This is a genomic window from Shewanella psychropiezotolerans (genome assembly GCF_007197555.1).
Taxonomy (GTDB): Bacteria; Pseudomonadota; Gammaproteobacteria; order Enterobacterales; family Shewanellaceae; genus Shewanella; species Shewanella psychropiezotolerans.
The window spans coordinates 1,738,859-1,758,622 of sequence record NZ_CP041614.1 but is presented as its reverse complement, the minus strand read 5'-3'; the positions used below and the strand labels follow the sequence as shown (position 1 = coordinate 1,758,622).

At 44.2% G+C, this 19,764-nt stretch carries 14 protein-coding genes and 2 pseudogenes; 6 read left to right on the top strand and 10 right to left on the bottom strand.

Going from position 1 to position 19,764, the window contains the following annotated elements; all coding sequences use genetic code 11:
• Positions 1-197 precede the first annotated feature (197 nt).
• The 4 genes from FM037_RS07810 to FM037_RS07795 all read right to left on the bottom strand — a co-directional run bounded on the left by FM037_RS07810 (position 198) and on the right by FM037_RS07795 (position 6,026).
• On the bottom strand, positions 198-428 hold the full coding sequence (locus tag FM037_RS07810) for a helix-turn-helix domain-containing protein (RefSeq protein ID WP_185976977.1): 231 nt from the start codon (positions 426-428) through the stop codon (positions 198-200).
• Positions 425-1,207, bottom strand: coding sequence for an AraC family transcriptional regulator ligand-binding domain-containing protein (locus tag FM037_RS07805; protein ID WP_144045528.1), 783 nt, complete (start codon positions 1,205-1,207; stop codon positions 425-427). Before FM037_RS07805 ends, FM037_RS07810 begins: the two co-directional genes overlap by 4 nt.
• A gap of 72 nt (positions 1,208-1,279) precedes the next feature.
• Positions 1,280-2,155: a hypothetical protein gene (locus FM037_RS07800; protein WP_144045527.1), complete on the bottom strand. Its 876-nt coding sequence runs from the start codon at positions 2,153-2,155 to the stop codon at positions 1,280-1,282.
• 586 nt (positions 2,156-2,741) lie between these two features.
• Positions 2,742-6,026, bottom strand: a complete 3,285-nt coding sequence (locus tag FM037_RS07795; RefSeq protein ID WP_144045526.1) for a S41 family peptidase — start codon at positions 6,024-6,026, stop codon at positions 2,742-2,744.
• Positions 6,027-6,191: 165 nt separating this feature from the next.
• Between FM037_RS07795 and FM037_RS07790 the strand changes: the two genes are divergently transcribed.
• Complete coding sequence (locus FM037_RS07790; RefSeq protein ID WP_324617114.1) at positions 6,192-6,530, top strand: hypothetical protein; 339 nt, start codon at positions 6,192-6,194, stop codon at positions 6,528-6,530.
• Between the two features lie 224 nt (positions 6,531-6,754).
• On the opposite strand, the gene FM037_RS07785 is transcribed toward FM037_RS07790, so the two are convergent.
• From FM037_RS07785 to FM037_RS07765, 5 genes are all read right to left on the bottom strand, one after another.
• Positions 6,755-7,678 (bottom strand): hypothetical protein, encoded by a 924-nt coding sequence (locus FM037_RS07785; protein ID WP_144045525.1) that lies wholly within the window; start codon positions 7,676-7,678, stop codon positions 6,755-6,757.
• Complete coding sequence (locus tag FM037_RS07780; protein WP_152829324.1) at positions 7,668-8,225, bottom strand: sigma-70 family RNA polymerase sigma factor; 558 nt, start codon at positions 8,223-8,225, stop codon at positions 7,668-7,670. The genes FM037_RS07785 and FM037_RS07780 overlap by 11 nt, the downstream gene beginning before the upstream one ends.
• A 434-nt stretch (positions 8,226-8,659) precedes the next feature.
• Positions 8,660-10,717: a vWA domain-containing protein gene (locus tag FM037_RS07775; RefSeq protein WP_144045524.1), complete on the bottom strand. Its 2,058-nt coding sequence runs from the start codon at positions 10,715-10,717 to the stop codon at positions 8,660-8,662.
• A 178-nt stretch (positions 10,718-10,895) separates the two neighbouring features.
• Entirely contained in the window at positions 10,896-11,405 is a 510-nt protein-coding gene (gene purE, locus FM037_RS07770; protein ID WP_144045523.1) for a 5-(carboxyamino)imidazole ribonucleotide mutase, read from the bottom strand.
• A gap of 577 nt (positions 11,406-11,982) precedes the next feature.
• The gene (locus FM037_RS07765) at positions 11,983-13,011 is read right to left on the bottom strand and encodes a transposase (protein ID WP_144045522.1); all 1,029 of its coding nucleotides are present in this window, start codon (positions 13,009-13,011) and stop codon (positions 11,983-11,985) included.
• A gap of 387 nt (positions 13,012-13,398) precedes the next feature.
• On the opposite strand from FM037_RS07765, the gene FM037_RS07760 reads away from it, so the two are divergent.
• Positions 13,399-14,613 carry an IS4 family transposase gene (locus FM037_RS07760; protein ID WP_144045521.1) on the top strand — a complete coding sequence of 405 codons (1,215 nt, stop codon included), beginning with the start codon at positions 13,399-13,401 and terminating at the stop codon, positions 14,611-14,613.
• Between the two features lie 15 nt (positions 14,614-14,628).
• Here FM037_RS07760 and FM037_RS29230 read toward each other — a convergent pair.
• A pseudogene (locus tag FM037_RS29230) lies at positions 14,629-14,924 on the bottom strand (transposase); the annotation flags it as partial.
• A gap of 296 nt (positions 14,925-15,220) precedes the next feature.
• On the opposite strand from FM037_RS29230, the gene FM037_RS07750 reads away from it, so the two are divergent.
• The 4 genes and pseudogenes from FM037_RS07750 to FM037_RS07735 all read left to right on the top strand — a co-directional run bounded on the left by FM037_RS07750 (position 15,221) and on the right by FM037_RS07735 (position 19,500).
• On the top strand, positions 15,221-16,156 hold the full coding sequence (locus FM037_RS07750) for a patatin-like phospholipase family protein (protein ID WP_144045520.1): 936 nt from the start codon (positions 15,221-15,223) through the stop codon (positions 16,154-16,156).
• 306 nt (positions 16,157-16,462) lie between these two features.
• The gene (locus FM037_RS07745; protein ID WP_144045519.1) at positions 16,463-16,840 is read left to right on the top strand and encodes a helix-turn-helix transcriptional regulator; all 378 of its coding nucleotides are present in this window, start codon (positions 16,463-16,465) and stop codon (positions 16,838-16,840) included.
• Between the two features lie 170 nt (positions 16,841-17,010).
• A complete protein-coding gene (locus FM037_RS07740) occupies positions 17,011-17,325 on the top strand; it encodes a hypothetical protein (RefSeq protein ID WP_144045518.1) in 315 nt (104 codons plus the stop codon).
• 242 nt (positions 17,326-17,567) lie between these two features.
• Positions 17,568-19,500 (top strand): annotated as a pseudogene (locus FM037_RS07735) (radical SAM protein).
• Positions 19,501-19,764 lie beyond the last annotated feature (264 nt).

Genomic DNA, 19,764 nt, shown 5'->3' with positions numbered 1-19,764 from the left:
CTGTAATGAGAGCCGTTAACGTGCCTGCAATGATCCAGAGGCTAGAGAATATAAAGATAATAATGCCCAGTCCCATAACACCTCCAGCAGATAAGATAGGACAAGTATAAATTGATGCCGTCTGACTTAGTTACCATTTTGTGCCAAGTGGTGACGTTTTATACTTATTTTAGGAGGGAGAGGGGCTTGCTTATTTGCTACAACTCAAGGCTTTTACGATAAGCACGTGGTGACAGGCCTGTCATTCGTTTAAATGCCCTAGAGAAATGGGCGACATCAGAATAGCCTAGTGTCGATGAGATGCGGGTAACGGGTATCGTTTTATCTAACATCAAGTCAACCGCTTGTGACTGTATTCTCTCTTCAATAACCGCTGAATAGCTCACCTTTTCAGCGGCTAATCGACGTTGCAGCGTTCTTACACTCATATTGAGTATGATCGCCGCTTGAGTAATAGGCAAACGTCCCATGATGATATAGGGGTGATGGCTCCTCTAAAAGTCGCTAAAAAAGCCGAGGGGGCAATAGCAGGAACTTGATATTTTTTTTGCCCCCAGTCAAGCTTATGTTTCACCTTCTGCTCAAGTTCCGCATCGGTTAAGCAAATAGCACAAACAGAACGCTCAGTGTAGAACTGGACTCTTTTGAGTAAGAGTGCGTCTTTGAGCACTTGGGAATTATTATATCGCATCACCACATCCGTAGGGGCCCAATCACTGCGGGTAAGACCACGGATCAACTCCACCATAAAGATCAATGCAAACTGTTCAGCAAGATGATGGCTGTGATCTAGGCTCTGCCTTCTGTCGCGAATAAACCAGTTTTTTCCTGCTAAGTGGCGAAGTTGAATATGAGTGTGAGTTGTTTCGGTATGCATTAAGTCAATGAATGTGCGAAGTGCGTCTTTTAATGTAACATCTTGCTTTATTCGAGCTATAAATCTTGGAATAAATATATTGCGGCAGGCATACCAGATCAACTCTGCATACTTCTTTTGCCCCGCTTTCTCAAAAATGAGTTCAAGCAGATTAATCACCGGGGCTTCGGGGACAAAGTCATACTCTGTCTCTAATATGTTCTCAGGAAGCCCAGCCATGGAGATAAGCGGATAGATATCTCTATCTAACGTTCTTAATAGGTTAACAAGCGTAACAGTATATTCAGCGTTAAAAAGAGGCACAATCTGAGCAGGACTTGAAGGCGGCATTTAGCTCTCCAGTAGACTCCGAGGACAGGAGAGTTTATCCCAGCAGTAAGTCTTAAACTTAAGTTTGATAAATTAAAACTCGTAAGAGAGTGTCAGCATGGGTCCATGAAAGCCATAATGAATGCTGGTAGTGGTATGATCACCCTCGATATCTACGGTCACTTTGTAGTATTTATAAGATAAATCTGCTGCAAATTTACCTTCAAAGTTATATTCAATCCCACCGCTGAGATCGATCAACTCCCCCTTTATATTGTCTATTTTTATATAAAAATACTGAGCATGACCTGTAATACTCCAGCTATCGGCAAACTGATAATGAGCCAGTAGACCGAGATCCGGCAACGGAGCCGTCACATCGGTAAACACCACAGTATCGGGAGCGATATCTATGATGCCACAGTTATCATCCAGACAAGCACCAATCTCACCCTCGAAGCCTAGCTCTAACCACATAACATGCAAACCGGCGGTAAAAATGAGGTCCCATGCATCATCCTTATAAAAATCATAGCCATAACCTATGCGAGCGATATCCACATTAAAGGTTGTGGTTATTTCGGCACCAAGCTGCACCGAGTAAGTCTCATCAATATCCGGATCGGGATGGTCAAACTCATAAGGAACAGTGATATTAGTATTGGTTGCATCACGATGAAGTCGTTGCCAATCAAAATAGATTCCATGCTGGGCATTGAACCAATATGCAATTTCAAAAAAAGGCAAAAACTCACTCTCTACCAGCTCTAAATCAGTTTCAAAATCAAGCTCAAAAGTTTTGTCTGTTAATGGACTAGTGACATCCATTCCTGTATCAGAATTAGAGTAAAAACCACCTATAGCGATCTTGAAACGGCTCTCATCGGCTACAACTGCGGGTGATAAAACAAGGATAGCGATAACCAACAAAGACATCTTTGTCTGATTCAATTTCGTGTTGAGCTGCATATTCTTACCTCTCAATTTTCCTTAAAAATGCCCAATTTCTGCTTTCCAGAAAAAAAGAAGCAAAAACCATGTAGAGACCAACCATCATCAGCTGAAGAATTCGCATATAGAAATTTTCAGCCACTCCCTTGTCAGTCGAAGATGCCGTAGAGCCCACAACGACAATTAAGGCCGAGACAATACCGGCATACACAGGGGGCCTTTGTCGGGTCTTCATATATTTTTTTCGCAAAAAGTATTACAGCTAAACTCGCTAAAATGACATAGAAAGACAGCTCAGGAACAGTCACTAATAAATTATAGAAAACAATCGCTAGTAAGCCACAAATACCATTAGTTATTAATAAAAACAGGCTGACTTATAGATAACGAGTGAGGAAAGAAAAACGGAAGCTACCAGCCTGGGAACTGCTTGGCTGATAACCTCCTAAAAATGTCGGCCTTGGTGAGAGAACCGAACCAGACATAAGGCATGCCTGTCACAAACAAAACTCTTGGACAAGCATTAATATGCATTACCCATATATCTTTAACTAATTAATTTTATTTAATAAATCCTTCTTTGTTTTAACGCTTAGTTACTTAGTTATTTACTGTTTATGTCGTCAGCCATAGATTGCCCTGCAAGCGGCAACGCCTCGAGTGGCTTTATCGGCTTCTGTACCAGCTCATCTTTAAGGTATGAAATAGCTTTTTCAAGCTGAGCGTCACCACCTGTAAAGGTGGCATAAGGCAAGTTATCCACCTCGATATCCGGACTCACTCCCCGGCCTTCGAGGATCCAGCGACCGTCCATGGCATATTGAGGATATTCGGCGACGCGCGCCATGCCTTTGTCTGTCAGGGAATTACGCCCCGACAGCCAGACACCGGCCCCAGCTGTCTGTTTACCGATAAGTGGCGCTATGCCCAAGGCCTTAATGCCGGCAGCGAAGGTCTCACCATCTGAATAGGTGAGTTCATCGGTCAACACAACCAAATGCCCGCGGAAGGTCTGCTGCATATTAGCATTTGGGGTGCCACGAGTCGGTTGCCAGAATGCCCAGGTACGGCGCAGTAATTTTTCGATGATCCAGCTGTCTATATTACCGCCTCGATTACGACGCACATCTATGATCAGCCCATCTTTCTCATAGTTAGCGTAAAACTCTCGGGCGAAGCTGGCAATGTCGCCGCTGCCCATGGCATAGAGATGTAAGTAACCAATTTTACCTTCACTAGTGTCACTCACCTTAGTGCCGTTATGGTTAACCCAGTCTAAGTATCTGAGCTTGGCATCACTGCGGATCGTCACTGGCTTCACTATGGTTTTATGTTGTTTATTACCACGTTTAAGCTGGAGCAATACCTGCTTCTTCGCCTGATTTCTCAGGAAACGGGTCACATCGGCAACATTGGTCACCTTCTTACCGTTAATAGCGACGATGATATCCCCCACCTCGGCATCGACGCTCACCTTAGCCAGTGGCGCGGCTTGAGCGGGTAGCTCGGGGTCATTCTGGTAGATGTGAGTGATCTTAACGCCAGTTTTCGTCTGCTCGAGACGCGCACCTAAACTGGCGGCTTTGGCCATCTGCTTATCTTTGTCCAGATCGCCACCGCGAACCTGAGAGTGGAGCGAATCCAGCTCTCCCATCATCTGCTTAAACAGATCGTTAAGCTCGTGTCTGTCCGTGAGTCTGTCTACCAAAGGCTGGTATTTAGCCTTAGTCGCCTGCCAATCCAGGCCGCGCATCTTCTTATCGTAGAAAGAATCTCTGTGCATTAACCAGGCATCTTCAAACATCTGTTGCCACTCAAGCCTTGGCTCTATGGCGAGCTGCCATTGCTGGATCTGAACCTTGGCATTGGTTAGTTCTTTTGGCAATTTATCACCGGCATCGACAATAAGCATATCTTTGCCGCCATGATTAGACTTACGAATAAACAACTTCTCACCGTCTGCCGATAAGCTGTAACTGGCGACACCTTTAGCAAATGTCTCCACTTTTGGGCTTAGAGGATCGAACTTCACCAGCTTCAAGCTAGGCTTACTGCCACGAGCGGCAGCGCGATCGAGAAAGTAGAGGCCATCCTTGTTCGCCGTCAAGGCGGAATAGTTACCAGAAGCCACCGGAACTTGCCACAGTCTCTGACTCAAACCATCCCAGTCGACGCTCACCTTAGTCGATGATGTCTCATCTTTGTCATCGGCTTCTGGCTTAAATAACTCATTGGGTTTCTGAAAGGCAAACCTGGCATCTTTATCTAATGCCAGGGCAAAAATTTGGGTACGTTTGTCAAACATTGGTCCTAAGTTACGGTCGCCCCAGGGCGAGGTAGGCGTCGACTTAAACTGCCTGTCGGAGAGGAAATAGAGCCAGTGACCATCGATGCTAAACGCGGGGGAATAGGATTCATACTTGTCACTGGTCAGGGTCTCAGCACGCTGTTTAGCTAATGAATAAAGCACAATTTGAGGTCTGGGTTTGCCAATCTCTGATTTAGTGACAGCGATAAACTGACTGTCACCCGACCAAACGATATCGGCATAGGGCCCCAGACCTTCGCCTTGGGTGATGATCTTCTTGTGCCTATTCTTCTTAAGGTCCAGTAACCACAAGTTACCGTCATAATCATCACTGGCAATGTATCTTCCATCCGGCGAAACACTGAGCGACATACGTAAGGTGTGACCATTATCGGTTAACTGTTTAGCGCCATTACCGCCATCGGCTGCGAAGCGCCAGATCTCTTGCTCACCAGAGGCATCGCTGATCCCGTAGACCCATTTTCCATCTGGACTCATCTCTGCATTACGAATACGACTGTTGCCTGCAAGGGCTATTTCCACCAGACGAGAACCATCTGTGGCCGCGACGGCCACATGACTTCTTGCCGTTATCACGACCTTGTTTGCAGAAGGTGACAGACGAGTAGACGTGGCGTACTTCATAGGATCGTTAACCCAATGCTCACGACGCTGTGGAAAATCAGACACTAAGTTAATATCTAATACACGGGTGCTATTGGCTGCGATATCGTAGAGCTTGATATCGGCACCCAGCTGAAACACGATGCGGCCATTATCGATGCGTGCACCACGTACCTGCCAATCGGTAAATTGGGTATGCTGCTTAAACGCTTTGCCATCTAATGTCATGGACCAGATGTTATCGTTACCATCACTGTCGCTAACGAAATAGAGGCGGTCATCCCAGAGCATGGGTTGACGCACTGAACCTATGTGGCCCGATGTTAAGCGCTCGGCCTCAGCCTTTGAGCCCAATTTGAAACGCCACAGCTCGCCTTTGGCGCCACCGCGATACACCTTGGCGTTGTCGCCGGTAGTCTGTAAACCAAAACGTGTGAAATACAGATACTCACCTTGATCATCGATAGTCCCTTCGATGGCATCGGCAAGAGGCAAGTCCTGAGTCTCTAAGGTGTCAGGATTAACACTTCTGAGCACCCAATAGTTGGCAGGACCGAAGGCATTATCTGTGGCATACAAGACCTGGCCATCGGCTGTCCAGCCCTGTACTCGCACCCGGCTATTTTCGAAACTTATCCTCTTCGCCTGACCACCTTTGATAGGAATAACATACACTTCGCTGCTACCTTCGTAGTTAGCCACATAGGCTACCCACTCGCCATCTTTCGATACTGTTGCCCCTAACTCTTCCGCCGGCAAACTGGTCAGCCTCTGAGCCTGGCTCTGATCCAGACTCTTGGTCCAGAGGTCGCCCTCAGCGGTGAACACTAAGGTATTGTCACTCAGTGCTGGGGCGCGAAAGTAACCTGGATAAATAGCATCTGCAGAAAAAGCGGCCGAAGAACTTAGGCTGCCGAGCGCTAACAAGGTACAGGCAACTGAAAGGCGAAGTTTCATGATTAGCTCAATATTTATTATTAATATAATTTTTCAAGGTCAACAAAGTAGCAAACTTTTATTAAACCAACAGTAAAAATTAGTACATAAATCATTAGCAAATGTGTACAAGCGAATAGCCTGACTATACTCAATAGATTCATTGATTAAAAGGTGAGCGTTCAGATGGGGGCTGAGGGTGATGATAACGTCAATTCTGCTTCAATATCCCAAGATATTGAAGCAGTTAACCACGGCCTCTCTACCCCTATAAGACAAGATCCTGTGATTGAGAAGTTACCAAAGACCTTAGCCAGTAGCTACTCAGATGAACAACTTCAGGGAATGCGTGTTGCACTCGGTGACCGAATCTGGGGCAAGCACTTTATCGACAATCGGGGAACCTTTGCCTTTCCATTCATCCTTTGGCGATTTTATTATGTCTTCTTACTGGGTCAAAACCACCGTTCCTACACCCGCCGAGAGAAACATGCCTCGATGCTGATGTTATCGGTCTTATTTTGAGCTTTATCATCATCAGTGTTTTATTTGGTCTACTTACCCTCTACATTCTCAAGTCCGCCATGGGAATAGATCTGTTAGAAGGCACCTCTTTGGGTATTTGAGACTGGTTTAAAGATGTTATTTAATGATTGAAGAAAAACCAATAGACAGCTAATGGATAACTGTCTATTGGTTATTAAATCACTTTTTCATATTCGCCATAGGAACATAAACCAGAACCTAAACTAGTGTTTTGCTATTTTAGACTGCAACTCACTCCACCTTTGATGCTGAGGGTGCTCTGACTCTTCGAGGTTTGGATACTGCTTGGCAATATTCTTAGCTAGCTTCTCTGCCTCATCCCACTGCTTAGAATCGATCAAGTTTTGCAGATGGTTCAATGCCTGCTTGGCGCTCACCACTGCCTCACGTTGTGGCACACTCTTGTTCGGTAACGCATGACTCGATAAAGACTTGGTCGACGGCATCTGGTTACTCGGCGCCTCGGCCCCTAACTTAGCTCTGTCATCAGGTCCATGGACTTCACCCATCTGTTTCATTTTCGGCTCGGCTGCCCCACCAAGTTGCTGATCCGATGCAGGCATCACACTCTGCGTCCTGGATGCTTGTCTGGACTCACTCTTCACATCGGAACTGTTATCTTCAAACTTAGCACCTTCAACAACATCAGCTTGTAACGACTCACGCTGCATAGCGGTACTTTTTGCTTCGAAACTAGCCCCTTCGACAACATCAGCCTGTAACGATTCAAGCTGTTCATCGAGCGGCTGGCTCATTTGCATCATCATGGGCATGGCATCATCGGATAGAATCTCTTGAGGGCTTTGAGGATTTAACATGATCACAGTCACCACCAGCATTACGGAGGCGGCCGACGATAATGCCCATCTATTCTTTCGCCAAAAACTATTCTCGACCCGCACCACATTGTCAGTGATCTTGTCGCCAGCTAATGGGGCTTCATGCTGACTGCTATCAACCGAAGCTTGATTGCTCACGGCGCTCGCCTCAGTAGCCATCTTGATGATGGCATCATCGAGTTCACAGCTAGGTTGCTCTTGGGCCTGCAACTTATACCAAGCCTGCAGTTCACTATCGAATTCCTGAGCCTGCTCAGTAGCAGGCTTATTGTTTTGATCATCTTTCATTTTGAACCTCCTGCCACTTATTCATCACACAGGTTTTCAGACCTTGGTTGGCATAGCGAATTCGACTCTTGGTCGCTTCGAGTGTCACGCCGACAATATCTGCGATGGCGCCGGCGGTAAAGCCCGCCTCCATATTCAGTAACAAGGCTTCTTTCTGCACCGTTGGCAATAATGCTATGCAACGCTTAAGCAGGCTAGCCTTGAAACTATCCTCCATCGCCCTGTCCGGTGACATTTCATCACTGGGCAGAAACGCTTCGCCATCTTGCTCTTCGGTAAAGGTCTCGCTAAACAGGTCGACAGGTTTCACTGCCCTGACATGGTCGATAAGCAAGTTATGGGCAATCCGATAGAGCCAAGTCGTAAATTTAGCATCGGCCTGGTAACTGGCAGCAGACTTGATGATCCGCCCCCATGTCTCCTGATAGAGGTCTTCCGCTAGCTGCTTATCCCCTATCTGGCGGACAAAATAACGATACAAGCCACCCTTATGTTTTAGATAGAGAGTTTCAAATGCCGAGGTGTCTCCACTGGCATAGTTCAGCATTAAGCGCTGATCTATCTCCGCCTCTGTCGATTTATCTTGCCCTAACGCTTGTGCCACACACCTCTCCTGCTGAAACGCCTCTCCCTTAGGCCGTAAACCTATCGAGGGAGAGACTATAGATAGACTAGTCATGGAAAGTTTGCACGCCCTGAACCCCTTTGTCTATCTCAAGCTGGTATTCGGGAGAGTTCATATCAGTTCCATTAAGTAAGTGATCATTCAGCGGGAGTTAAAAACGCTGTAGGCAAGTAAGGGGATTGAAGCTAATAGTTATTCTATATCGAAAACCACTTGCGCTGCATAAAGTGTTTTTAAACCCGCACTACGTGAGCTTCTCAGGACTTCTACTTCTGTGTTGCATTGCCTCAAAAGGGAATAACCATTTCCTCAACAATGCGCCGTGAATTCAAAGCCCTGAGAGAGCTCTGAATTAATCATAAACTTAATGGAATTGGTATTATATGTGGCGCTATGTATTTAGGTTGAACTTCGACCTTAGATTTAGGCATAGGTTTTATGGGGTGAATGATACTCGACATGTTTTCTCCATCAACAACAGCCTCTTGCCCTGCCAACAGGCGAGCTGTCTTAGCTAGCTGCACAAACTCATGACGATAGCCGAACGCGTCTTGGCCCATTGCAGAATTAGCTAAGTCGATCACCTTGGAATAGCTCAAGTCGTGGGTATAGAGATTCTGATTAATCAATTGCCCCAGTCCGGCAACTGCGGCGGAAAATCTATAGTCATCGCTCGCCTGGGCTAAGCTCTTAACCCCTGAGTCTCGGCGAATCGCATATGAGATCAAGCGGCTGCTATCTTCCCCTATGGGTTTATATCGCAACTTCAGAAAGGCTATCTCATCCCGGCTATATTTCTCCGTGCCAGTGGCATCATCATAACCATATCTGAGTTTGTCGTTGGCCTGGTTGGGACTATCGACATAGCTTATCTCATAGAGTGCGGTGACCCTGTGACCAGCCCCAATCTCGCCGGCATCCACCTTGTCATTATTAAAATCTTCACGATTAAGGGCTCGGTTCTCATAGCCTATCAAACGATATTCGGCGACGATTGCCGGATTAAACTCCACTTGAATCTTCACATCTTTGGCTATGGTCAACAGGGTCGAACTCAGCTCATCCACCAGCACCTTACGCGCCTCATTGAGCGTATCTATGTAGGCATAATGACCATTACCCTTATCGGCAAGTTGTTCCATCAAATGATCGTTATAATTTCCTTGGCCGAAACCTAAGGTCGTTAGGGCTATGCCTTTGTCACGTTTGGCTGCTATCAGCTCCATCAAGGCCTGATGATCTGTGGTGCCGACATTAAAATCTCCGTCGGTAGCCAAGATCACCCGATTGACGCCACCTTGGATGAAATGTTTCTGCGCAAGTCGATAGGCCTGCTGGATCCCGGCGCCGCCATTAGTTGAGCCCCCTGCCTTGAGGCTATTCAATGCCTGATTAATCGCCTGAGTGTCATTGCCTTTTACCCCATCGAGTACCACACCCGATGCGCCAGCATAGACAACGATGGAGACATGGTCTTGCTCACTCAGTTGCTGGGATAACATCTTCAATGATGTCTTTAACAAAGGTAATTTATCTTGCGAGTTCATCGAGCCAGAGACATCGAGCAGAAAGACTAAATTGCTCGCCCCTAGCTGGGACTTATCGACCTCATATCCCTTGAGGCCAATCCTGAGCAACATCTTATGCTCATTGTAAGGAGACGGTGCCAGCTCGGTATTAACACTGAATGGCTGCTCGACTGTTGAAGGAGTAGAATATTGATAATTAAAATAATTGATCATCTCCTCGACTCTAACCGTGCCCTTCTCTGGCAGGCGTCCCTGATTGATCCAGCGCCTCAGTGTCGTATAACTACCAGTATCGGTATCGATTGAGAAGGTGGATACCGGGATCTCCCCCGCCACCATGATGCCATTGGCAGTGTGCCTCGAAAAATTATCCCTGTTGCTAGCTTCTCTAAACGGCGGCAAACCCGGAGCACTCATCTGCCCCATGATATGATTGCGACTTAAGGATTTCATCTTAATCATACGCTCACTGGCCTGTTTGCCTGCCCCGTAGATACCACTCGATATAGAGATAGACATATCGGCAGATTTATCATCATCTGTGCTGACTTGCTCGGCCAGTGCTCGATGGCCAATCATGGCATCATTGGCTTGTACTCTTATAGGCTGGCTCTGAGGATTAATTCCTTCAGGCGTATTCTGGTCAGCTTGGGCTATCTCTTGCTTAGGCACAGCGAGTTGCTGCTCCTTTACCTCTTCTTGCAGCTGATGCTCCGTCGCTGCTGCGCTGTCTTTTTCTGCATCACTCTGCTGACCGCCACAGGCAGTCAAGGCCAATAGTAGGGAAACCGAAATGAGTGATAATTGAAACCCTTTCACTCTTTTCATTTTAGTGAGTTGCTGAACTGCAGAATGAGAGGTTGAATCTGCTTTCAAATGAGTCATGACCCTGTCCTTTTGTCTGTTGATAAACTTATAAACGAAGACAAAAGCAAAAAGGGTTATTTTAGAAATGATATTAGAGGGGACCGATTTATAAACATAAAAAAACGCCACTCAGCCTTGAGGCTCAGCGGCGTTTCGTCAAACTATACAGACAAGCGCTTAGCGCTTTCTGAAAAGCTTATAAATTAGCGAGTTTCTCTTGCAGCTTAGCATCTTTAGCTTCAACAACAGCGGCAGATCTGGCACGTTCCTCTTTTACTGCTACAGCCAAAGCATCATCAGCCACGGCTAAGATTTGCGCGGCTAAGTAACCCGCATTCTTAGCACCTGCACTACCGATAGCCACAGTGGCTACTGGTACGCCGCCAGGCATCATCACAGTAGAAAGCAGAGCATCATGACCTTGAAGTGGACCACAGTCCACTGGGACTCCAATCACAGGACGAGTGGTGATACCAGCAACTGCACCGGCTAAGTGAGCAGCCAGACCGGCGGCACAGATGAAGACCTTACAACCACGTTCTTCTGCATCATGCACATAGGCGTGAGTCGCAGCGGGAGTACGGTGAGCCGATGTCACCTTAGCTTCGAATCGAATACCAAAGCCCTTAAGCACATCTAGGGTGGCTTGCATGGTTGGTAAATCAGAATCAGATCCCATCAAGACTGCAACAAATGGTTTGCTCATTTTTAATCCTTATGTAGGGTATAGCTTAGAATTACTTATAATTTATGGCGCATTATAATGGAATAACGCCCCGATTGCTTGATTCCAGCAACGGCTCCCCCAAGCCAAGGGCTAATTATCACCTAGCTTGATCCACACTGCAAATAACTAATCCCTACAGACTAATAACAAAAACACCGTTTTGTGTAGCAAACAATTCTTGTCGGATAACAAGTTGCAAGTATCTTTTTTGGGTTGGGTTCATTAAGCTGGTTTGGTGTTTGGCTAACTTCATGAATGCCATAAGTTCATTCTAATCTATAGCCTGCGGCTCGCTTAACATGTAAACACTTCTACGAGGCGCCGTGAACACTTCCCTGTGGGCTCTGCCAAAACGTCCTTGTTTCGGAAGCTCGCAGCCCCGTTCACACCTGATTATTTATTTCTTCGAACTAGAGTTTTTTGGTTGTAACTCACTTTTTGACATAAACGTGCAAGAGCATCGAGTCTAATTAAACTGACATTGATTAGAAAAATTATCTTGGTTTATTCGAAATCCCTAATTATCACCAAGCCTTTGTAGATAATTTATATACGACTAAGGCGAGGGGTGAAGTGCATTACTGCTGGCTTTACCTTTACACCATAGCCCACAGTTATGTTGCTTTTTGAAAGCACACATAGCATCCCAACGACCACTAATACCACTGTATTGGCGGCGAAACTCTTTTGCTGAGGTTATCCAGGCATCGGATGATATACCAAGTTCATCAAGTAATTTAGGGCGACTTGAGTCGATGAAACCTCTTTTGTCTGGCCTAATTGCTCTGCCAGTCCAATCGATAAGTTGTAAATAATCACAGAAATGAAATGGGACGCCTGATTGAGTCGCTAAATGAGCTGCACCATCAAATTGGGCAAGGGGTTTGAGTCGCTCACTCGAGATTAGTTCTGATTCATCATTTGGTTTAGTGTCTTTATCTGGTGTATTGAGCTCGTTAATGCGCTCCTGAATAGACGTATAATCAGAAGCTTGAAGTGTGTTGGCAATTCCCGCTCTAATAGGATTTAAATCAACATACATCATGCAGGCTAATAGTGCTTGCTCATCAAGTAAAGCTTGTGACTTAAAGCGCCCCTCCCAGAAAGCCCCTTTACATCCATCCTCACGATTGGCCCTACGCGCTATCTCTTCATTGAGGCACCTCATAAACCAAGAGATACTGGATAGACGTTCGTGCCACTCAGCCAATAACCCATCAAGTAGTAAACGCTCCCCCTCGATTAAGGTCTCTCCATTCATAAATTTAGTCGCTACATCATGCCCTTTTGTCACCTTACACCATCGACTAATAACCTGACGGTTACTCAATGACTTGGCTTTGTCGGTATCGATTTTAAGGACTAAATGATAGTGATTATTCATCACCGCATAGGCACAAACATCAATACAAAAAATAGCAGATAGAGCCTTAACTTTATCGACAATCCAGCCGCGTCTATGCTCATAGCTTTTAGCTGTGAGTTTATCCTCTCCGCACAAAAAAGCCCTTCTAACACAACGATTTATTATGTGATAAAACGGAGTCGATTCTGCATCGATAAGGATTCTTCGAGCTGAAGTCATAATCGTTATCCTGAACAAAACTAAGTTGAGGTAACTTAAAGGTTAGTAGAGGGGATGAGCTAAAGCACAAAAGATATGGCTGTCCCGTCTTTTTTGCAAACAATTCTTGTCGGATAACAAGTTGCAAGTATCTTTTTTGGGTTGGGTTCATTAAGCTGGTTTGGTGTTTGGCTAACTTCATGAATGCCATAAGTTCATTCTAATCTATAGCCTGCGGCTCGCTTAACATGTAAACACTTCTACGAGGCGCCGTGAACACTTCCCTGTGGGCTCTGCCCTGAGGAATCCCCTGATAATTTTATTAAAAATCATTTAACTAGGGTGCACTTACACCTTGAACTGTGATCTGATGAAGGTGCGAACAAACATCAAACACAGGATATCAAGGTGCAAGTATTAGCTATCTTACATCAATCTCTCTATGAGCATTGCCCAGAGATCCATCTAAAACGCTTAAATACTCTCATGGTTGCTTGCCGAGCACTTGTTGATTCAGATGAGTTGACCTTAACTTCATTAGGTCGACACATTAACAGCAGTGAGACTCGTACTAAGCATTCCATCAAACGTATGGATAGATTATTGGGGAACCATCATCTCCACTCAGAACTAATTGCTGTTTATCAATGGCACGCCAAATGGTTACTTTACCAGAATACTATGCCAACAGTGTTGGTCGATTGGTCTGATATGAAAGAAGGTCGTGAGCTTATTGCCTTAAGAGCCTCTATCGCGCTAAGAGGACGCTCTATTACACTTTATGAGCGAACTTTTCCTTTAGCACTACAAGGTACGCAAACGGCTCATAACCAATTCTTAAACGAGTTGAACCAAGTTATACCGAAGCACATGACTCCTTTAATCGTTACAGATGCCGGTTTTAGAAACCCATGGTTTAGGCAAGTTGAAAAACTAAGTTGGTATTGGTTAGGTAGAGCTAGAGGATTAAGTGTTTATCGTCAACACCCCAACGGTCGGCAGTTTTCGTTAAAAGAGTTGTATCCATCAGCAACAAGTCGTGCAAAGCATGTAGGACGGATAGCTTTATCAGTTAAGAAACCACTAATTTGTGAAATGGTGATATTTAAGGAGCGTAATAAAGGGCGTACAGGCCAGAGAAGTACGACAACAGATTGTCACCATACTGCACAATGGACTTACGAACGAACAGCTAAGGAACCTTTGGCGTTGGTGACCAACTTAACAATGGAAGCTATTCCTCCTAAAAAGCTGGTCAATATCTATCGAAAGCGAATGCAAATTGAAGAGACGTTCAGAGACTTAAAAAGCCCAGCTTATGGATTTGGTTTACGTCATAGCCGAACTCGCTCAGCCGCAAGGATGGACATACTATTAATGATAGCGCTGCTAGTACAATTAGCCTTTTGGTGGGTAGGCTTGTTCGCTGAAGCTCAAAAGCTACAAAGACACTTTCAAGCTAATACGGTAAGAAAGCGTAGTGTTCTTTCGACTGTAAGAATGGGAAAAGAACTTCTCAGACGGCGAGCTCACTATCAAATATCTAAAAGTGAACTTATCGATGCAGCAAAAATATTATCTGAAATATCCAGAGAACATGGGTGTTGGGGTAATGAATTATGAGGGGATCCTACAGCATTGAGCCACCACATCCCTATCAGACCAGTTTCGAACCAATTCATCATCGACCCGTAGTACGAGATGCAGATGATTACTCATTACGGCATAAGCACAAATATCGATAGCGAACACTGAAGCCAATTCTAACAATCGACTTTCAACCCAATCACGCCTATGCTCATAGGATTGACCTGTATAATGATCGACTCCACACAGAAAAACCTTTCTAACACAACGAGATATACAGTGATTAAATGGACCGACTCTTAAATAGAGAGTTCCAAACTTACTAATGCTTTCCTTGGTGTCGGCATAACCAATCCTCCTCAAAAACTCTTACCTAAGCTTAGTTAAGGGAGCTGGCTCTGACAATTTTGGGTGTTTTAGTTATCTTACAGAGCGTGCCATTAACCATGTCTGTCCTTATTTATTACTCAGCTATTCTTTGGTTGAAAATCATTCAAAGCATGCTCTCACCCTGCCTTGATATATAGTCAATTCATAATTAGCATAAATAAAATTTAATTAAAGTATAAATTAATTCAAATATTTATAATGTTGGTACAAGTATACTATTTATGCCTTTGATACAGTAAGTAAAAGGCTAAAAATGAAAGGGAAACATATATCATGCGCAGTTAATAACGTGGATGCACTATCTCACTTACCAGTACACTCTCAAAAAGTAGCATTAGTGACTGAAGGGGGAGGGCAACGTGGTATTTTTACTGCGGGGGTTCTAGATGCGTTCTTGGAGGCAAAGTTTTGCCCCTTTTCGTTAATGATAGGAACATCAGCAGGTTCACTTAATTTGGCGTCATATCTGTGCGGTCAAAGTAAGCATGCTTATGATGTAATCACTAAAGCGACCACTACTAATCATTTTTTTGATTTAACTAGATTTTTATCAGGTAAAGAAGGTTTAGATCTAGACTGGTTATTAAAAGAGATGCAAACAAAAATACCTCTGAATTGGCTGCAGGCTCGTGAAAGAATGCGCTCATGTACAGTGCTTGCTTGCGCTAGCCATGTAGATACTCATAGGCCATTTTATTTTGATCTATACGATGATAATTGGCAAACATCTTTACAGGCATCATGTTCAATTCCTGCATTACGAAAACAGCCAGTTTTAAACCAAAAACAGTATTGGATAGATGGGGGTTTAGGTGCACCTATTCCAGTTCAAGAGGCCTATAAGCGCGGGTATAAGGATATTGTTGTGATCCGTACTGTTCCGATCACAACTAAGTTCAATCATTGCTGGATGTCAATCCTAACTAAATCACTCGGGAGGAGTAAGCTTTCAAATTTAATTAGTTTGCTACTTGAACATGAAGAGAATTATCGGCGAACTCAATCCTTTCTAAACTCTCCACCAAGTGATGTAACTATTTATGAGATCTACCCCAAAAATGACCTACGCTCTAAATTAATTGGCAGTAGTAAGCATTCACTGGAAAGTGATTATGAACTCGGTTATCGTTCAGGCCGCTACTTTAAGGAAACTCTAGGTAAAAAACTTTTCAAACTAAATAACCAATAACCAATAACCAATAACCAATAAATAACAGAATATATATACAATAATAGATAGCATTATAACTTGCTAATCATCATCCTAAAGTTAGTACAGCATAATAGCTAAACGTAAGGAAATAAATATAAGAAAGTAACTTAAAAAGAATACACTTCACATAAAGTCAATTTATAAGAATGCTGCAACATTCCATCTTGACCAATCAAATAAAAGTCTGTTAGAGCAAACACATAGATTAAACCTATGGGTTAGAAATAATCTTCAGGGTAGATTTAATTTAACGGTAACACTTTCAATAATTAGGACGTAACGATGAAGATAGAAACAGAACTGTTAGATAGAGCTGAAGAACTTATAAAAAAATACGGCGCGTTAAATATTAGTATGGCAGAGGTACATCTTGGCGTGTGTTCATCAAGCCACATGTTCAGGATTTTTAAAAATAAGAATTCATTACTTGCAAGACTTTGTGTAAGAGAGATGATGAGCAATGTCGAAAAAATAAAGTCTGATGCTCCTGACTATATGAGTAGACATTTCAAGGTTGTAACTGACCCTTTTATTTACGATTATTTATCCATACAAGATAAATATATGGTTAAGTACTATTTAAATATCTTCCTATCTAAACTAAGAAAAAGTAATTTAGCTGGAGTAATAGGTTTCAAGCAAGCTTATGACGTTCAATAGTTTTATATAGAGTTATTCACACGCATCCCACAATAGTTATAGAAGATGTTTACTTATACGCATAAAAAACAACAGCCTAAGTAAATGTAACCCAATCTAAATTAAATGTAGTGATACCTATGCATAAATTTTCACATTCCCTATTAAACATATCTAATTGAGGTGTATTCATGTCAATAATTACCAGCTTAATGGCTGCTAGAGTCTATTCTGATTGCAAAATTCACGCCCTTAGTGAACAGCAAGCATCATTAGTTGCGAGTATCATAATAGCTCAAAGACACAATAATGGTATAAAAGGTGTACCGAACTCTCTATCAAATTTAAATAAAGATGAACTTTTTTTAGTTCAATTACAAGTTTGTAAATTCTTTAAATCTAATTGCCATGTTGAAATTTATGACAATATTAAAGACCCAAGTCATATTGAAATTGCAGCCGAACTACTAGTTGAGTCAATTTCAATATCCATTTTATACACATAAAACTCCAAACGAAGAAGTAAATAATCCAATGTAGTTGAATCCGCTCAGACTGCTCTGAAACCTGCACTTTGAAGTAGAATGGGTATCGTTCATTTGTTAGAATCCCCCTAATTTTTATGGCAACAATCCTGACATAGGGGCTTGCTGCCACACTCTGCTTGATTCTGAAGGTTTCGTACTGACTGTTTCGAACCGTTCATTTTCACACAGAGTATTCAGATTTTACGATTTAAAGGCAGGTTATGACCGTTCTTCTAATGACTCCACCTATGACCCAACTGAATACGCCCTACCGGCAACAGCGTATTTAACTGGTTTTTTACGCTCTCGAGGCTATGAGGCGGTTCAGCGAGATCCTGCTATTGAGCTTTTCCTAGAAATGATGACAGCGCCTGCGCTGGAGATTATTCGTCAGCATGTGGAAGAAAACTTCGAGCACTTTGAAGACAATGAGCTGCCTGATGTGATCTTTAGTTTTCTGGCTGAGTTTGACCGTTACCACCAGACAGTTGAGCTTGCTATTCGCTTTTTGCAGGGCAAAGATCCAAGCCTTGCACTGCGTATTAACTCCCGTCGTTTTTTACCAGAAGGCCCGGCGTTTGACACTATTGCTCAGATGGAAGCGGTATCCGGCGATGTGATGCAAGCGGCCTTTGGTAATCTAGGCGTACAAGATAAAGCCAAATATCTAGCAACCCTGTTTATTAATGATCTGTCTCAGGTCATTACTCAGGGGTTGATCCCTACTTTGAAGTGAGCCGTTATGGCGAGAAATTAGCGGCAGCCAACCCAAGCTTTGACAACCTCTACGATACCTTGATGGGCGAACCTAGTTTCAGCTCGGAAATTTTGGAACAATTGGTCGAGCAGTATCTGGAAGAAACTCAGCCTAGCGTAGTCGCGTTAACCGTGCCTTTCCCCGGAAATATGCTAGGAGCCTTACGTATTGCGCAAACTTGTAAAGCCATCAATCCTGATATTCCCATCGTAATGGGCGGTGGTTTTATCAATACCGAGCTGCGCGCACTGAAGGACCCTCGAGTATTTGAGTTTGTCGATTTTATCTGTCTCGACGACGGCGAACGTCCTTTTATCACGCTGCTGGAATACTTTGAAGGACAACGTGAGATAGACTCCCTGATGCGCACCTTTTTCCTCGCAGAGGATGAAAATGGCCAAGCATACGTACACTTCAATGAAAATGCGCAGCTCCACGATATCCCACAAACCGATGTCGGTGCACCGATATACGATGGCCTGCCATTGGGGGAATACCTGTCTTTGTGTGAAATGCTCAATCCGATGCACCGCATTTGGAGCGATGGACGCTGGAATAAACTGACCATAGCTCATGGTTGTTATTGGCGTAAATGCAGCTTTTGCGATGTCAGTCTGGACTATATCGACCGCTACGACACCGCTGGAGCCGATATTCTGGTGGATAGAATCGAACAACTCATCGAAGAAACCGGACAGACAGGTTTCCATTTCGTCGATGAAGCCCTACCGCCAAAGACGTTGTTTGCGCTAGCAAAACGGCTAATTGAACGCGGTGTAGTGATCAGCTGGTGGGGCAATATCCGTTTTGAGAGGACGTTTAGCCAAGCCCGTTGCCAGTTGCTGGCGGATTCTGGTTGTATAGCTGTTAGCGGCGGTCTTGAGGTGGCATCAGATCGTCTATTGAAACTGATGAAAAAAGGCGTGAGTGTTGAGCGGGTCGGCCACGTAACCAAAGCCTTCAGTGAAGCAGGTATATTAGTTCACGCCTATTTGATGTATGGCTTTCCAACACAAACCGAGCAAGAAACCATCGATTCGCTGGAAATGGTGCGTCAGATGATGGAGCAAGGTTGTTTCCAGTCCGCCTACTGGCACCGTTTTGTGGCCACGGTTCACAGTCCTATAGGCATGAACCCTGAGAAGTTTGGCATCACGCTTGCCGAGCGCCCTGAGATCTTATTCGCTGAAAACGATGTGGACTTCACCGATCCAACCGGCACGGATCATGAAATGCTTGGGGTCGGGCTTCGTATGGCGATCTACAATTATATGCACGGTATTGGCTTTGAGCAGCCGATGAGCTTCTGGTTTAAACAGCCTGTTGCACGCACTCAGATGAAAAAAGACCTGATATCAAAAGCGGTTAACAATCTAATCGCCAGCTGTGAAGGATAATTAGACTCAGGCGAATACCAATAGATTTAATCTATAAAAAGGCCACTTTCTTGTAAATCAGTCAGTATAGATGCAGCTGCGGGCTTCCCAAAAAGGGTGAGGTATCACGAAGTTATACTCTCCGAACGAAAGGCAGGGATGCCGAACTGGCCGTTAAACAAGGACGTTGTTTGATTTGGTAGAGCCCACAGGGGCTGTACTCGAATGATATCCTATCTAAAAGCCAGTTCGGCAAAATATGTCCAAATAACCAAGACACCCAGG

Bases quoted from the DNA above. Each gene is read 5' to 3' on its own strand.
- FM037_RS07810 (WP_185976977.1), bottom strand. From the start codon at position 428: ATGAGTGTAAGAACGCTGCAACGTCGATTAGCCGCTGAAAAGGTGAGC.
- FM037_RS07805 (WP_144045528.1), bottom strand. From the start codon at position 1,207: ATGCCGCCTTCAAGTCCTGCTCAGATTGTGCCTCTTTTTAACGCTGAA.
- FM037_RS07800 (WP_144045527.1), bottom strand. From the start codon at position 2,155: ATGCAGCTCAACACGAAATTGAATCAGACAAAGATGTCTTTGTTGGTT.
- FM037_RS07795 (WP_144045526.1), bottom strand. From the start codon at position 6,026: ATGAAACTTCGCCTTTCAGTTGCCTGTACCTTGTTAGCGCTCGGCAGC.
- FM037_RS07790 (WP_324617114.1), top strand. From the start codon at position 6,192: ATGGGGGCTGAGGGTGATGATAACGTCAATTCTGCTTCAATATCCCAA.
- FM037_RS07785 (WP_144045525.1), bottom strand. From the start codon at position 7,678: ATGAAAGATGATCAAAACAATAAGCCTGCTACTGAGCAGGCTCAGGAA.
- FM037_RS07780 (WP_152829324.1), bottom strand. From the start codon at position 8,225: ATGCTGAACTATGCCAGTGGAGACACCTCGGCATTTGAAACTCTCTAT.
- FM037_RS07775 (WP_144045524.1), bottom strand. From the start codon at position 10,717: ATGACTCATTTGAAAGCAGATTCAACCTCTCATTCTGCAGTTCAGCAA.
- purE (WP_144045523.1), bottom strand. From the start codon at position 11,405: ATGAGCAAACCATTTGTTGCAGTCTTGATGGGATCTGATTCTGATTTA.
- FM037_RS07765 (WP_144045522.1), bottom strand. From the start codon at position 13,011: ATGACTTCAGCTCGAAGAATCCTTATCGATGCAGAATCGACTCCGTTT.
- FM037_RS07750 (WP_144045520.1), top strand. From the start codon at position 15,221: ATGAAAGGGAAACATATATCATGCGCAGTTAATAACGTGGATGCACTA.
- FM037_RS07745 (WP_144045519.1), top strand. From the start codon at position 16,463: ATGAAGATAGAAACAGAACTGTTAGATAGAGCTGAAGAACTTATAAAA.
- FM037_RS07740 (WP_144045518.1), top strand. From the start codon at position 17,011: ATGTCAATAATTACCAGCTTAATGGCTGCTAGAGTCTATTCTGATTGC.